Below are 15,667 nucleotides of genomic sequence, written 5' to 3' on the forward strand. Positions count from 1 at the left end.
GATGACCAACGACTCGGACGGCTACTTGTCGGACGCCCGGAACCTCTTCAACCCGGCCTACCAGGCATTCCGGCCGTTTCTTTACCCGTTCTACCTGCGGCTGGTCGGTACGCTGGGGCTTAAAATGAGCGTGGTGGCTTATTTGCTGGAGCTCTCAAGCCTGTTGTACTTCCTCCATTTCTGTTTTGGCGATTGGTTTTCGACCAGGTTTAGCCTCGTCGCCTTTGTATACCTGGCCTTTACGGGTATATGGAGTTATTGCGGTACCTGTTTGACGGAGTCGATCTTATTGCCGGCAGAAATATGGATGTTTATCCTGCTGGTAAAGATCATGTTTCCCCGAGGCCGTCAACATTTCGTGGCCACTATCGCCTACTGCCTGCTGACCTGCGCCCTGGCGATCCTGCTCAAACCCTGGCTAATGCTGTGGCTGCTACCCGTGGCGGCGCTCCTTTTCCTGGTTAGTTGGAAGCCGGCGCTGATCCTCTTTGCCGTGACACTCCTGTGTTTTGCGCTCAGCTTCCGGTACAACCGGAGCAAAAGCGCGGAAACACCAAACATGATCATGCTCATGGTCAGCTCGGGCAATGAAGGCGTGCTGCAGGACCGGCTTACCCACGACCACACACTCCGCGCGGATGACCGGACGCTCATCGCTACCGTATTGACCGATATAGTGGTCATCAACGGCACCTTTCATGGAAACGCCTGGAATGCGTCCACCGCACGGGCCGTTCGCATCCTCAACGTTTGGGACAAGGACCAGATTCCGACCATAAACCGGGCCTTCCACCTGATGTACCTGGAGCACCCCCGGGATATCCTCCGGTTGGCGTGGCTGTCCGTTCGGCGGTACGCAGACCTTTCCTTTGGTGCGGCTTGCCTGAACTATACCTATGGGCCCGAATTGCCCTGGCTGCGCGCGCTGTTCCCGTGGGTGCTTGTCGCCGGGCTGGCGTTGTTCGCCGTATACGCAGCGACCGGCGTGCGTAAGTCCACCCGCGGCCGCATGGCAACCCGGAAACGCGCAGCGATCCGCCAGCCCGCCATCGTTTTCTCCGCGATCATCGTACTGGTATCTATCGGCTTTGGCCTCTTCCTTTGTCTGGCCGGCGCCAACGAGCTTCAGCGGAATGTGTTGCCGGCGGTGCTGTTCCAGTTGTTCGCCCTTACCTGGAGCCAGGGCGCCTGGAGTCAAGGAACCCGGAGCCCGGATGCCCGCGCTGTCCGCCAAACACCCTCCGCGCGGGCTGCAACGACGCCAGATACCGGCGGCACGGCGGTGATTCCCGATCGTTTGGGAAGCTGAAGAAAGACCTTTATATTTAGCGTAGAAAGCCTGCCTCGTGAAAAAGTACCTCATAACCGCTCTCGCAATCCTTTCCCTGGTTCAATGCAAAAAAAAGGATGCCCCTAAGCCCTGGTATCCATCGGGGACGCCGAACATATCCGACGTCCAGCTAACGGACTTTTGCGACGGTATCATCACCATTACCGGCGTCAATTTCGACTCGGTACCGAAGGGCGTATCGGTGGCCCTCGACAGTCTGCCGCTGCAGCTCCTGTCGGCCACCCAGACAAAGCTGGTGGTCAGGGTACCCGCAACCGTCTTTTCGGGGAGTATTTACGTAACATCCGAACACCTGAGCTTGTACTGGCCGGCAACGCTCACTAAAGGACCCACTGTCATCGATTCCGTCAGCCCGATAGTAGCGGGGACCGGAACGATGATTACGCTGAGCGGGCATTTTTTCAACCCCAACGCCGCGGCGGACACGGTCTATTTCAACCATATTCCCGCTACCGTTCTGTCGGCTTCGGCTACGCAGATCGTAGCGCGTGTTCCGGCCGGGGCGACGACGGGGCAGGTGGCCGTTCAAAGCAATTGTCAATCGGCCGTAGCGAAAACGAACTTTACCCTTTCCAATAAAGGCACCGTATATGTCGGCAGCCACGACGGCAATTTTTACGCCATCGACGTCGCCTCCGGCGGACCCAAGTGGTTAACGCCTTTGCCTGGAGGCGGTACCAGCCCTGCATTTGCCAATGGCGTATTGTATATGGCCGGCGGGGACGGCAACGACAGCAACCTGTACGCGCTGGATGCCAATACCGGCGCTAAACTCTGGTCCTTTAAAGCCGCATCACCCTGGCAGGGGACCCCGGCGGTGTACCAGGGCGTCGTATATCTGGGCACCTCTGTCGATAACACTTTTCATGCCGTCGACGCTACCACCGGACAGCAAAAATGGTCCTACAAATCGAGTCAGCCGGGTGACGGCTGGGGCGTCCCCAGCGTATACAACGGGAGCGTATACGCATCCTGTCTTGTCAGCTCGACATATTCCCTCGATCTTTCGACCGGCGCGCTGAATTGGAGCAGGGGCAGCCTCTCCCCGGGTTCACCGGTGGCCGTCGGCGGATTGGTCTATGTGTCGGGCTACGATTCGTCCGGTGAAATGGGTGTACTCTATGCGCTCAATGCCGCAGACGGTAGCATAGCCTGGACCAATCCCATTTACCAACTCAATGGAAGTCCGACGGTTTCGAACGGCGTGGTGTACGTCGGCAGCTACGAGCACTTCTACGCATTCAATGCTGCGACGGGTGCGCAAATATGGTCGGTGCCTCAAGGATCGCTATACACCGCGCCACAAATCGTGGATAACACCATCTATTTTGCATCGACCGGCGTCGTGGTGAGCCTAAACACCGCCAACGGCCAGCAGAATTGGTACAATTCCCTGGTCCAAAATACCTTCTACCAGGGCGGCCTCGTCGTGGCGCACGGGGTAATCTATGTCGGCGGGAATGACGGTGGCGTCTACGCCCTCGATGCCGGTACCGGCAAGGTGATCTGGACCTGTTGGACGCATGCCGGGGTGGAGTCGACGCCATGTGTCGTCGATTCCGCGGGTGCGGTTTTCCAGGCGCAACAGTAAGCGCGGCAGCAAGCTCGTGTCAGACCCGAGGCCTCGCGGTGAACACCCCACGGTAGCACTCCCGGTAACCCAACCCCAGCAACAGGTTGGGCAGCAACAGGAGGACGCCCATCAGCCAGCCCGAAGGCACCAGGAGGGTATGGAAAAGGAACACATTGAGGCTGATGGGAAAAAGGACGACGGCGGCAAAGGGCGCGTACCAGTTGGACAACAGGGAAAGCCCCCCGGCTATTTGGATACCCTTTTGCATGGGGTAAAAATAACCCGACGCCATGAGTCCCGCCTTGAATAACCCCGCTGCCCCCGGGTGCTGTGGCGGTTGATAGGGTATAAAATGCAGGAAGTAGTCGAGCCCGAATACCAGGTACAGGAACCCGAGGAGCAGGCGGGAGACGAGCACTGTGATTTTCATGTGTATAAAGATAACGATGCAGCGGTTCCCGGGCATACTTTGTCCAATGGTTATGAAACGTTTCGCGATACTCCTCTTCTGTGCGCTTACGGCCTGTGGCAAAAGCCACAATAGCGTACCGATGATCGGCCGGAGCCCCGGGGATACCGGTCTAGTCGGGAATTGGCAAGTGATGTATGTCCCGCAGGCGATCGTTTTGGGACTGTCCCCCGCCGACAGTACCTATACCGTCCGGCAGAACGGCTCGTTAATGGCCACGGGGGCTTTCCACGTAACCTTTTACACGGCCATCAACATAATCGGAGCCGACACTGCGCGGCGTATCGATACCATCCTAAACCTCGATGGGGCTCCGCCTCCCTATTTCAACTTGCAAAACCGGGTATCCACCACACAAGACAGCCTTTACCTGACGCCTTACTGGCACTTAACCACATCGACGCCCGTGACGGTGCTGGCGAGGGGCAAAAAACCTTAAACCGATCCCGTGACAATACATTGCTCTTTCCTCCCCATATTCTACGAGCACCATCAGCGCGTACGGGCGGGCAAGGCCCCAACGGGGAGCGAAGACTTCCCGGTCATCGAAAACATATGGATGGGCTTTTATGGTCTGGGTAAATTTGAAACCTACCGGTTCGTATACGACCAATGTACCAGCGTAGAAGACCTGGAGGAGTGGATGGTACGCATTAAGGGCGAACAACAGGTTCGGGAATCCGCCGCGGCCTTTGCCTCGTGGTCCAAAGGGAATGCCATCCGGACCGGTGCGAATGGAAGTGCGATGTTAACCGACAGTCAGTGGCAGACCTGGAAAGAGCAGGGATACATCAAGGTGAGCGGTCTCGTGGACGCGCAGTTATGCGATGCCGTGATAACGCTTATTTGTACCCGCCTCGGCGTCGATCTCTCAAGAAAGGAAACCTGGTACAACGACCACCCCGACTGGCACGGCCTGATGCTGCAGGTATACCAGGACGAAAGCATAAACGCCATCAAAGCCCTCCCTTCCATCCGGCAATTGTTCACCGAGCTCTATGGCACTGCCGACATCATCGCCAACACCGAAAAGGTAAGCTACAATCCGCCGGAGTCAGCAACCTGGAAATTCCGTCACAACCAGCTGCATTGGGATATCGACTTCGGCAACCTCGACCTGCAATACATCCAGGGCCTGGTTTACCTCAACGACGTCCCGGAGGACAGGGGACCGCTGACGGTAGTACCGGGGTTCCACCGACGATTCGAAGACTGGATAAAAACCTATCCCAACGCGGACGATGCCCATGTGGCCATGCGGCGTACGCTTACCGGCACGTCCGTGCCCGGTGGGAAGGGCGACGTAGTCCTCTGGCGGCAAACCCTGCCGCACGCAGCCAGCACCAATTATTCGGACCTGCCCAGGTTTGTGCAATATGTCAGTTTTTCAAAGTGTTAATAATGTCTTACGCAACCATCCACATCGACATGCACCTGCCCTTCCCGATTGAACAGGTATGGCGTGCCTGGACCGACCCCGCGGTGATCCTGCATTGGTTCGGCTCCGATCCCGGGGGTAGGGGCGTATCCGCGGAGATGGACGTCCGCCCGGGCGGCCCTTATGCCATCACCTTCCAAAATGGCGACGGGACGGAATTTACCTGCTTCGGGACCTACGAGGTAGTCGACGGGTATGAATCGTTATCTTTCACCTGGCACTGGGCAAACGAGCCCGGGCAAGCGTCACGGGTGATTATTGGCCTTTCCGCGGATGCCGGCAGCACGGACATGTCGTTCACGCACGCCGGGGTCTGGTCCGAATCGTCCCACGACTACGAAGAGGGTTGGCGGCGGACATTCGGTAAGCTGGAGAAAGCGCTGGCCGCCCCGTCGGCATAAGCCATCGCTAGGGCAGCACATACTTCTTTACCGCCACCTTATACTTCGTCGCAAACGTCACCGCGACCGACCCGTGCCCGCTCACGGGCATCCATAGGGTCTTTTCGAGCCCCGGGGCGAGTTCGAAATGGCGCTCGTCCCCCTCCAACACGCCGTCGACATAGACCGCCACCTTACCCACGTCGGTTAAATTGCCTTTGTTCCGTACGGTAACCGACACCTCGCGTCGCCCCGTCTCCGGTTCCACGCGCGTCACACCCGGGGTCAGCGCAAAGTCGGCCTTGTACGCGGCGGTGTAGTTCAGCCCGGTGACGAGCCCCTCGGTGGCATCCGCATAGCCCACGCTGTTTTTGATGCGGTCGCCCGCCTTGAAGGACGGGCTCCGTCCGCCGACCTCGATCCTAAACGCCCCCGGCTCTACCACCCTATCCATCTGGTCGTCGAGCAACGAAAGCTGATACGGCGTGAGGGTGAACGACACTTCCTGTGACGCGCCGGGCGCAAGGGCGATCCGGTCGAAGTCCTTCAGCTCCATCACCCGTGTCTTGACGCTGGCGTACATATCGGTCACGTAGAGCTGCACGACCTCGTCACCCGCGCGATGGCCGGTATTGGTAACGGTGGCTTTGACGACGACGTTGCCATCGGGCTGCTGTATCGCGGTCAGGCCGGAATAACGGAACGACGTATAGCTAAGCCCGTATCCAAAGGAATACAAGGGATAGAACGGCATATCCACGTAATCGTATCCACGCCCTGAGGTCTTGAAGTTATAATAGAGCGGTTCCTGGGCGACGCTACGCGGAAAGGTCATCGGCAGCCGCCCCCCGGGGTTGTACGCGCCAAACAACACATCGGCCAGCGCGGGGCCGCCCTCCTGACCGGGCAGCCAGTTGACCAGGATGGCCTTGCAGTGTTCGGCCGCATAAGAAAGGTTGTATGGCCGTCCCGACTGGAGCACCAGGACAACGGGCTTACCGGTCGCGCATACCGCTTCCAGGAGGCGTTCCTGGTTGCCGGGCAGGATCAGCGAGGCGTAGTCCCGGTTTTCACCGGAGGTTTGGGCGACACCCTGGATCGCTTCGCTGGTGGAGCAGTCACCCAGCACCATCACCACCACGTCCGAGGACGCCGCCGCCTGTAGCGCCGGTTGGGGATCGAAGGCGTCCGAACCGGTAAACGCACAGCCTTTTTCATACGTAACGCGCCCGCGATAAGCTTCGCGGATTCCGCTGAGCACCGAAACCAGTTGCCCCGGCTGAAGCTTTGGCGTGTAGTCGCCCGGCTGAAGGTCGTCCGCGCCGGGTCCGATAACGGCAATGGTTTTACCGCTGTCCGGAGACAAGGGAAGGAACCCGTTTTCATTTTTTAGCAAAACCACCGCTTCCCTCGCCGCCTGCCGCGCTACCGCCCGGTGTTCGGGACTATTCCAGCCCGGATAGATCTTGTGCCAATCGAGCGGGCGGGCGGGGTTGTTCTCAAAAAAACCGTTCCTGAACATCACGCGCAACAGGGTGCGGCAGGTATAGTTGAGGTTAGCCGAGTCCAGGCCGCCGTCGACCGCGGCGCGGATGACGGCCGGGTCGTTGTAGGTATTGCCGCAATTGGTAGCGATGCCCGCGGCCAGGGCTTCATTCGCCGCTTCGATAGGGTCCGCGGCGGTGTAGTGCTTGCGGCTGGTGAGGTTGCCGATGGCGCCGCAGTCGCTGACGATGTAGCCGTCAAAACCCCATTCGTCCCGGAGGATGCCCTTCAGGAGCTCCTTGCTTTTTGCCACGGGGACGCCTTCAAAATCGGAGTAGGCCATCATGATGGACTGACAGTGATAGGTTTCGATGACGTGCCGGAAGGGGACGAGGTGTACCTCCCTGATTTCCCGTTCGGAGAGACCGATGTCGTGGGAGTCCCGGCCGCCCATCACCGCTCCATGCACCGCGAAGTGTTTGGGGGTAACGATCAGCCCCTTGGATTGGTAGCCGTCGATCCAGGCGCCGCCGATGTCCGACACCAGCACGGGGTCTTCGCCATAGGTCTCTTCGCAACGCCCCCAGCGTGGGTCCTGCGCCACGTCGAGGACCGGCGACCAGGCTTGTACGGTATGGGCGCTGACGGTCTCGTCACCGATGGTCATGGCGACCTTTTTCACGAGGGTCTTGTCCCAGGTAGCGCCCAGCGCTATCGACTGGGGAAAAATGGTGGCGCCGCTGCCATAGGAGAAGCCGTGGATGGCTTCCACCTTGTTCATCGGCGGGATACCCAGGGCGGGGATACCCGGGATGCCCCAGCCTTCACGAAGAAGCTCCATTTTTTGCGCCGGTGTCATCACGGCCAGCAGGCTGCTGACCCGCCGCTCGAGACCCTGATGCGGGTCGAGCCAGGGTTTGTCGTGTAAAACGGCCGCCTTTTCGGGCGTGCCCTCCACATACCCGATGTGAACTTCCCGTATGGTAAAGGCCCCCGGGGCCGATTTGAACAACAACTTGACGTGCGCCCCATATTGGGCCGGGAAATTCAGCGTCAGGCTCTTACCACCGGCGACGGTGTACGCGACCGGGCTACCTGGGTTCATCGGGTCGTAGGTGATATAGACGCTGAGGTATTTACCGATCGTGGCCGCGGAGAACCCGTCGGCAATGAGTTGCAGGCGGCCGACGTTGCCCGGGGTCTGCAGGGCCAGCAGGAGGTACTGGTCCCCTTCGCCGGCCGGGGTCCACCCGGTCGCCGGATTGCCGTCGGCTGCCAGGCTGGCCGTGGTCGCGTTGGACGAAGCGCTGACGGAAATAAAGTCGTTTTGTGCAAACAGTCGTTGGGCGTTCCATCCAAAAAGGAGCAGGAGACACCACTTTTTCATATAGCGGGGCATATCCTGCAAAAAAAAGGGCGGGGGCTAACGTGGCGCCTAATTATTCATTAACGCGCAAAAAAAGGCGCCTCGCGGCGCCAGTTTTCATTGCTATACTTTCTTTGCTACGCGGTCCCTCGTTCCTGCGTTCCTGCGCTTAGCGCGTCGCCTGGGTCGCCGGCATGACCAACCCCTGTCCGGGAACCCACTTGTCGTATTCCATGTAGGCCGCGATCTGCTCCGCCGCGGCCCGGCCGCGTATTTTCTCGACCAGGTGCAACGCGCCGTCTATACCCGCCGAGATGCCCGCGGTGGTGATGACGTGGCCGTTATCCACAAAACGCACGTTCTTCATCACCTTCGTCTTTGGCACCGCCTGCTGCAAACGGTCCAGGCTTTCGTGAAAGGTCGTAACAGTCAGGCCATCGAGCAGCCCCGCCCCTCCAACGATAAAGGCTCCGGTACATACAGAGAACAGGTAACCTGGCGTCGAGGATTGCAGCCAGCTCATCACTTTCGGGTCGCTCGCCGCCACCCCGGCGTTGCCGCCAAAGAAAGCGAGGATGTCCGCGCTGGGCGCGTCGTCGATACTATAGTCCGGTATGATCTTCAGGATGCCTTGCGAAACGATGGGGTCCTTCGTCCTCGATACCACCGAGACGTCGAAACCGGCGTAGGAGAATACTTCCATGGGCCCGGCGAAGTCCAGGACCTCGACGCCATTCTGCAGGTAGAACAGTACCTTCAGACGCCGCACGGTGTCCGTCTTCCGGTAGTCTTTTATGAGGGTCATGCCACAATGGGTACACTTCCCCGGAGTGTCGTACGCGATCTTGTCGCAATCGCCGCCGCAAAAGGGGCAATACCAGGCGGAATCCGTTTTCGCGGCGGCTTGGCTTTGGGCGGCATCGCTTTGCGCGCGGCTGATCTTCGCGGCCGACAGCAGGGGCGCCATCAGGAGGATGGCTTGCCAGAAAGGTTTCATGTGTTTTGCTTTGCGACAAAGCTATCGCGGTGCGACGCGGCGGGCAAGGACATAGGAGCGCAGTTTTGGGACATAGGCGCGTCCGCCTCACCGGGTCTCCCCCGTCATCTCGGCTCCCCCTCACCGCGGCTCGCGGTGCCTCCGCAGGAGGCTGCGCAACTGGTTGGTGCTCTTCAGCCCGCAATGGAGCGCCGCCGACTGGACCGTCTGCCCGTCGCCGATAAGCTGCTCCGCGCGCTCCACGCGCAATTTCTCCAGGTAGTCGCCGATGGTGATCTGGGTCGTTTTCTTAAAAAGCCGCGTGAGGTTCCTGGGCGACATGCTCACGGCCTCCGCCAGGTCCTCGACGGTCAGTTTCTCGTCGAGGGACTGCGCCAGCCTGTCCTGGATGGCATGGATCCGGTGGTCGAGGTGGTTGCGGTATTGAATAAAAACGCTGAACTGTGGATCGTCCGGTCCCCGCCGGAAAAACACCACCACTTCCTTGGCGATCTGCGCCGCGAAGTAGGGTCCCCAAAACTCCTGGACGAGGTGCAACGCCAGGTCGATCCCCGAGCTGACCCCCGCGCTCGTGAATATCAGCTCCTCCCGCACAAAAAGCCGGTTGGCCAGCAACCGCACCCCCGGATACCTGAGCGCGAAACGTTCCGCGTATTTCCAGTGCGTGGTGCACGACAACCCATCGAGCAAACCCGATTCCGCCAGCAAAAACGAACCCGTACACACCGAACAGATCGTCACGCCCTTTTTGTGCTGCGCCACCAGCCACTCCAGAAAGGGCTTCGCCGACCGCATAAAATCATCCGTCAAGAGCAGCGTACCCTCCAACCCGGGTAAAAAAACCATATCCCCTTTTTCCAACGCCAGCCGGTCGAACGGCGTCAACCGCCCAAAAGCCAACGTACTGCTGCTAACCGCCGTCTCCTGCCCCGCATACATGCTACCGAACAGCGATCGTACCGGCGCGCCATAACAAGCCGCCTCATAAAAAATATGCGCCGGCCCCGTAATGTCCAGCAGGTGCACCCCCGGCGGCAACATAAAAATGGCCGCCATCGGCCGGCCGGCCGCCGCCGTCCCACTCGGCGCCCCGTCCGCCGCCGCGCTCCACGCCCCGTCCTTCATGGCTGAAAAGTTTATACCGAATGTAGGAAATTCCTATATTTGCCGTCCCAAACGGCCCCGGTTACCGGTCCCCGCGGGAAAAAGGATCTTTAGCTCAGTTGGTTAGAGCGCTTCCTTGACATGGAAGAGGTCGTTGGTTCGAATCCAATAGGATCCACTGCGAAAGCCCGCCTAACGGTGGGCTTTTTTGCATAAGTACCATTTTATAAAGTAACTTTGTAAAGCTACTCTATAAAATATGTCCACCCCGGAAGATAGATACCTCGCGCATGGCATCCGTGATTTCGTGACGCAGATGAAGCGCCGGTTGCGCAAGACGTTGAGCAACCCCGAGCAGTTGTCGGTGGCGGAGCTGAACGTGGTGTCGCTCCTGATGGACGCGCCGGAGATGCGGCCTTCGGAGCTGGGGGAACAGCTCCATATTTCCTCGCAGTTTATGTCGCAGGTGCTGAACAGGCTGCATGAGCTTGGTTATATCTCGCGCAAACCTTCACCGGCGGACCGGCGGAAAATGTTGGTGTCCCTGACGCAAAGGGGGAGGAACAAGGTGCTGCAGACCCGGCAGGAACGGGAAGACTGGCTGACGGAACTGATCGCGCGGCGATATACGGCGGAAGAAAAAGCTACTATTCAACGGGCTATCGAGCTGCTCTCGATATTGCCCAACCCTTAAAATAACCGGCACCATTGTTGGATTTCATATAGGTAAAACCTATATGAACACCTTTCTCAGGCCGGCGAGGTTTGTGGCTATATCCATCCTCGCCGGCTCTTTTCTCACCGCGACTGCGACCGCATCCGCGCAATCCACGACCAAGAAGGTCGAAACAAAAACCGACACCGCCGCTCACCGTGTAGGCCGCGCCACGACCACCACCGCCAAAAAAGTGGGCCGTGCCACGGCGGCAGGCGCGAAGGACGTAGGCCACGCCACCGCCTCCACCGCCGTCAAGGGCGCCTCCGCCGTCACCGACCGTGTCTATAAGGGCAAGGAAGGCCCCAAGGGTCAAACCCTCTACATCGATAAAAGCGACCGTAAGTATTATGTAGACGACAAGGGTAAAAAAGTATACGTTAAATCCACACAAATAAGGAATAAAAAGGAAAGCTAGGCTAAACCCCTGGCGCTAAACAAGGTCAGAAGGGCGACGCATGAAGCGATTATCACTACTATATCTCTTTCTGACCTTACTTACGGCTGCCCGGGCGCAAACGACAGGCTCAACACAAACGACGGACTCGACGCAAACGACAGCCCCGGCGCAAAAAAGCGATTCCATCATCCATGCCGCCTACTACCGCACACAGCGAGACCTAATCGACCTGGGTCTCCTCATACTAGGGAAAAATCCGGACAAACGCCTCCTGAAGAAGGGGGGCGAGGGACCCCGCCTCCATATCTCGGCGGCACCGGCGGTGGAATATTCCCTGGACATCGGGATCGGACTGGAGCTGGCGGGGAACGCCGGTTTCTACCTGGTCCACGACACGACCACCAATATGTCCCAGGTCAACGCCTCGGTGACGGTCACCCAGAACCAGCAATTGATCGTACCGCTGCAGACGTCGATCTGGACCAAAAACAATAAGTACAACTTCGTCGGAGACTGGCGGTACCTGGAATTTCCGGAGAAAACATACGGGCTGGGCGGTCATACGACACCCGACGACGCTGTAGGCCTCGACTACAACTACCTCCGGTTCTATCAATATGTGCTACGCAAGGTCGCCAAAGACCTTTACCTCGGACCGGGCTGGGCGTTGGACATCCACTACGATATCCAGCAATTGAACCTGAAACCGGGGGAGGTTACCGACTTCGACAAATACGGCTTTAATACGTCCTCCTATTCTTCGGGGCCGGCGGTAAACCTGCTCTACGATACGCGCAAAAACTCGATCAACCCTGAAGGCGGGTCGTTCTATGCGGACGTGATCTACCGGCAGAACCTGAAGGTCTTTGGTAGCGACGGGAACTGGAATTCCCTTTTGTTCGACGTACGCAAGTACTTCAGCGTTGGCCATAAGGACAACGTGCTGGCGTTTTGGACTTATGACTGGTTTACGCTTTCCGGTAACCCGCCATACCTGGACCTGCCCAGCACCGCCTGGGACTCCTACGACAATACCGGCCGCGGTTATGTGCAAAGCCGGTTCAGGGCAAAGAGTATGCTCGACCTGGAGGGGGAATTCCGGTTTGGCCTGATGCACGACGGTCTGATCGGCGGCGTCGTATTCGCTAACTGCCAGTCGTTTTCCGATCCGGGCACCGGTAATTTCGAGGTTTTCTCACCGGGCGCCGGCGCAGGGGTGCGCATCAAGTTCAATAAGTTTTCGAAGACGAATATCTGCGTCGACTACGCCTTTGGATTGAATGGTTCGCGGGGTTTATTTCTGAACCTCGGAGAAGTTTTCTGATGTACCTTGCAGGTACATTCCTGTTTTATGAGCGTCGAAATACTTTCCAGGATACAGTTCGCGTTCACCATCTCCTTCCATTACATCTACCCCCCTTTGAGTATCGGCCTCGGCCTCGTGATGGTCTGCATGGAAGCGATGTATCTCCGCACCGGCAACAAGCTCTATGAGACCATGACCAAATTCTATACGCGTGTCTTCGCCCTCATTTTCGGGATCGGCGTGGCCACGGGGATCGTCATGGAATTTGAGTTCGGGACGAACTGGGCGACTTATTCCAAATACGTGGGGGACGTCTTCGGGAGCGCCTTGTCGGCGGAAGGTATTTTTGCGTTCGCGCTGGAATCGGGTTTCCTCGGGCTTCTCCTGTTCGGATGGAATCGCGTGAAACCCCGCACGCACTTCTTTGCTACAGTCATGGTGACGCTGGGCTCTATGTTTTCGGCCATCTGGATCGTGGTGGCCAACTCCTGGCAACAGACGCCCGCCGGGTTCCACATCGTGGGTTCGGGGATGAACGCCCGGGCGGAGATCACGGATTTCTGGGCGATGGTGTTCAACCCCTCGGCCGTGGACCGGGTGTTGCACGTATGGGTGGGTGCGTTCCTCGCGGGCTCCTTCTTAGTGCTCAGCATCAGCGCCTGGTACCTGCTGCATCGTAAATACCAGGATTTCGCAAAGGCCTCCTTCAGAATCGCGCTGGTCGTGGCGCTGGTCTCCTCCTGGACGCAATTGTTCCTGGGGGACCGCTCCGCCAAGGTCGTCGCGCGTTATCAACCGGTAAAGCTGGCCGCTATGGAAGGGCACTTCGATTCTCTGGCGCCCGCTCCGATGTATTTGTTCGGCTGGGTCGACCAGAACAAAGAGCAGGTACACGGCCTGGGTGTCCCGGGAGGTCTGAGCTTCCTTACCTATGGCAATTTTCACGCGCCCATACAAGGGCTTAACGCCACGGCGCCGGAGAATCGACCGGGCCAGGTCAACGGCGTTTTCCAAGTCTACCACCTGATGATCGCGGTAGGATCGTTGATGATCCTGCTGACGACCATCGCGGCCTTTTGGTTCCGCCGGGACACATTGTTCAATAAACGCTGGGTGCTTTGGATTTTCGTCTGGTCGGTACTGTTACCCCAGCTCGGCAACCAGGCGGGCTGGTTCACCGCCGAAATGGGTCGCCAGCCCTGGGTGGTGTACGGCTTGCTCCGTACGTCCAACGCCTTGTCGCAGGCGGTGCGCGCAAACCAGGTCGTTTTTTCGCTGATCCTGTTCGTCTTTGTCTATATGGGACTCTTCGCCCTCTTCCTATTCCTGCTCAACCGTAAGATCCAGCACGGACCTTACTGGGCGACGGAGGAGATGCACAGTTCCATGCACAAGGACATGGCGGAGCATTTTGGTCACGGGAAGGGGCAACCGGCGGAACAATAAACCAACCGGGACGCAACCCACAAAAACATGCACGATGAGCACATTCTTGGGACTTGACTATGCCACCTGGTGGTACCTCGTCGTAGGCGCCTCCTTTTCCGGTTACGCCATCCTGGACGGCTTCGACCTGGGAGCGGGGGCGATCCATCTTTTTTTTAATAAAGAAGAAAGCCGGCGGACAGCGCTCAACGCCATCGGTCCGGTGTGGGATGGTAACGAAGTCTGGCTGGTCATCGGCGGGGGTGCATTGTTCGCGGGGTTCCCGAAGGTGTATGCCGCCGTTTTCTCCGCATTCTATATCCCCTTCACCTTGTTTCTGATCGCGCTGATCACCCGGGCCATCTCCATCGAATTCCGGAGCAAGGAACCCATGCTTTGGTGGCGGAAGTGCTGGGACATCTGCTATTGCGGTTCGAGTATCACCGTCACTTTCGCACTGGGGCTGATCCTGGGAAACTGTCTGCTGGGATTGCCCATCGACCAGGACGGCGTCTACCGCGGGGGGACATTTGATTTCCTAAACCCCTATGCGGTCATGGTCGGGATCACGACGCTCGCCCTGTTTATGATGCACGGCGCGATCTACCTCGTCATGAAGACGGAAAAACGGCTATATACCAAGCTCACCATCATCGTCCGCAACACGACCATCAGCTTCGTGATCTGCGTGCTGCTGCTGAGCTTCTACACCATCCTCTACATCCCCCACCTCTCCCACCAGATCAAATCCCACGTCTGGCTGTTCGGAGTCCCCGTCATTATGGTGCTGGCCATCGCCAACATCACCCGCTCTATCACCAAGCAGAAATACCTCCCGGCGTTCTTCTCCTCGGCGCTGACCATCAGCCTTCTGCTCGTCATCGTTGCCATCGAGCTCTACCCGAACCTGGTGCTGTCTTCGCTGAACGAATCGTGGAACCTGACGGTGCACAACGCCGCATCCTCCGAGAAGACGTTGGGAATTCTTTTGGTAATCGCCGCCATCGGGGTGCCCCTCGTCGCGACGTATACGACGTTTGTGTTTTGGACTTTCAAGGGGAAGGTGAGGCTCGATGAGATGAGTTATTAGGAATATGGTCCTATATTCGTCTATATTGTTCTATATCAACTACTTGAGCAGGTTTTTGAAAAAAGCATTTTACCTTTGCTTTCCTAACAATTGGGAACAATGGGTCAGATGCCATATACATACAAGCGGGATGAAGTGTCCCGTTATACATTTATCAGTGTCGGAAAATCGCGTATTATAAAGGAGGTTAAGTTTGATACCACCCCCGAACCCAATGTCTACTACCTTGCGTTCGGGGATTTGCTAGAGGATGGCAGTATGGATGATATGGCTAATTCAAATAACGGGGATATGGTAAAAGTCATGGCAACTCTTGTCGCTATTTTGAAAGATTTTCTTGCCTGGTATCCTCATGCAACAGTGTATTTCAGAGGAAGCACGCCAACGCGAACGGCATTGTATAACCGCATTCTTCGAATGCACTATGAAATGTTTACAAAAGAATATGTCGTCATAGCATTAATAGACGACAATAGTATCGTATTTAAGGAAGAGGTTTATAACCCCTCAAGCGGAGGGAACTGTGTGGGATTTTACATAAAAACAATTGTATAACTTTACCACATGA

15 protein-coding genes and 1 tRNA gene are annotated in these 15,667 nt (G+C 57.6%); 12 read left to right on the forward strand and 4 right to left on the reverse strand.

Going from position 1 to position 15,667, the window contains the following annotated elements:
- Positions 1-1,309 (forward strand): hypothetical protein (locus VL547_RS09235; protein ID WP_325577372.1); only part of this gene is annotated, 1,309 nt, incomplete at its 5' end.
- Between the two features lie 37 nt (positions 1,310-1,346).
- Positions 1,347-2,942: a PQQ-binding-like beta-propeller repeat protein gene (locus VL547_RS09240; RefSeq protein WP_325577373.1), complete on the forward strand. Its 1,596-nt coding sequence runs from the start codon at positions 1,347-1,349 to the stop codon at positions 2,940-2,942.
- A gap of 19 nt (positions 2,943-2,961) precedes the next feature.
- Here VL547_RS09240 and VL547_RS09245 read toward each other — a convergent pair whose 3' ends face one another.
- On the reverse strand, positions 2,962-3,354 hold the full coding sequence (locus VL547_RS09245; protein ID WP_325577374.1) for a hypothetical protein: 393 nt from the start codon (positions 3,352-3,354) through the stop codon (positions 2,962-2,964).
- A 52-nt stretch (positions 3,355-3,406) separates the two neighbouring features.
- Here VL547_RS09245 and VL547_RS09250 point away from each other — a divergent pair, with 52 nt between their 5' ends.
- Genes VL547_RS09250 through VL547_RS09260 form a run of 3 tightly spaced genes read left to right on the forward strand, consistent with a single transcriptional unit; the run spans position 3,407 to position 5,232 of the window.
- Positions 3,407-3,832, forward strand: a complete 426-nt coding sequence (locus tag VL547_RS09250) for a hypothetical protein (protein WP_325577375.1) — start codon at positions 3,407-3,409, stop codon at positions 3,830-3,832.
- 9 nt (positions 3,833-3,841) lie between these two features.
- Positions 3,842-4,792 carry a phytanoyl-CoA dioxygenase family protein gene (locus VL547_RS09255; RefSeq protein WP_325577376.1) on the forward strand — a complete coding sequence of 317 codons (951 nt, stop codon included), beginning with the start codon at positions 3,842-3,844 and terminating at the stop codon, positions 4,790-4,792.
- A 2-nt stretch (positions 4,793-4,794) separates the two neighbouring features.
- The gene (locus VL547_RS09260; protein ID WP_325577377.1) at positions 4,795-5,232 is read left to right on the forward strand and encodes an SRPBCC domain-containing protein; all 438 of its coding nucleotides are present in this window, start codon (positions 4,795-4,797) and stop codon (positions 5,230-5,232) included.
- A 7-nt stretch (positions 5,233-5,239) separates the two neighbouring features.
- On the opposite strand, the gene VL547_RS09265 is transcribed toward VL547_RS09260, so the two are convergent.
- The 3 genes from VL547_RS09265 to VL547_RS09275 form a co-directional block, all read right to left on the reverse strand.
- Entirely contained in the window at positions 5,240-8,083 is a 2,844-nt protein-coding gene (locus VL547_RS09265) for a glycoside hydrolase family 3 C-terminal domain-containing protein (RefSeq protein WP_325577378.1), read from the reverse strand.
- Between the two features lie 148 nt (positions 8,084-8,231).
- Positions 8,232-9,059 (reverse strand): DJ-1/PfpI family protein, encoded by an 828-nt coding sequence (locus VL547_RS09270; protein ID WP_325577379.1) that lies wholly within the window; start codon positions 9,057-9,059, stop codon positions 8,232-8,234.
- Positions 9,060-9,179: 120 nt separating this feature from the next.
- The gene (locus VL547_RS09275; protein WP_325577380.1) at positions 9,180-10,184 is read right to left on the reverse strand and encodes a GlxA family transcriptional regulator; all 1,005 of its coding nucleotides are present in this window, start codon (positions 10,182-10,184) and stop codon (positions 9,180-9,182) included.
- Positions 10,185-10,267: 83 nt separating this feature from the next.
- Between VL547_RS09275 and VL547_RS09280 the strand changes: the two genes are divergently transcribed.
- The 7 genes from VL547_RS09280 to VL547_RS09310 all read left to right on the forward strand — a co-directional run bounded on the left by VL547_RS09280 (position 10,268) and on the right by VL547_RS09310 (position 15,654).
- Positions 10,268-10,341: transfer RNA gene (locus tag VL547_RS09280), tRNA-Val, on the forward strand.
- Between the two features lie 81 nt (positions 10,342-10,422).
- Complete coding sequence (locus tag VL547_RS09285; protein ID WP_325577381.1) at positions 10,423-10,857, forward strand: MarR family winged helix-turn-helix transcriptional regulator; 435 nt, start codon at positions 10,423-10,425, stop codon at positions 10,855-10,857.
- Between the two features lie 43 nt (positions 10,858-10,900).
- Entirely contained in the window at positions 10,901-11,296 is a 396-nt protein-coding gene (locus tag VL547_RS09290; protein ID WP_325577382.1) for a hypothetical protein, read from the forward strand.
- A gap of 40 nt (positions 11,297-11,336) precedes the next feature.
- Entirely contained in the window at positions 11,337-12,602 is a 1,266-nt protein-coding gene (locus VL547_RS09295) for a hypothetical protein (RefSeq protein ID WP_325577383.1), read from the forward strand.
- Positions 12,603-12,629: 27 nt separating this feature from the next.
- Entirely contained in the window at positions 12,630-14,030 is a 1,401-nt protein-coding gene (locus VL547_RS09300; protein WP_325577384.1) for a cytochrome ubiquinol oxidase subunit I, read from the forward strand.
- A 34-nt stretch (positions 14,031-14,064) separates the two neighbouring features.
- Entirely contained in the window at positions 14,065-15,099 is a 1,035-nt protein-coding gene (gene cydB / locus VL547_RS09305; protein WP_325577385.1) for a cytochrome d ubiquinol oxidase subunit II, read from the forward strand.
- A 108-nt stretch (positions 15,100-15,207) separates the two neighbouring features.
- A complete protein-coding gene (locus VL547_RS09310; protein WP_325577386.1) occupies positions 15,208-15,654 on the forward strand; it encodes a DUF6934 family protein in 447 nt (148 codons plus the stop codon).
- Positions 15,655-15,667 lie beyond the last annotated feature (13 nt).

Source organism: Dinghuibacter sp. (assembly GCF_035492835.1).
Lineage (GTDB): Bacteria > Bacteroidota > Bacteroidia > Chitinophagales > Chitinophagaceae > Dinghuibacter.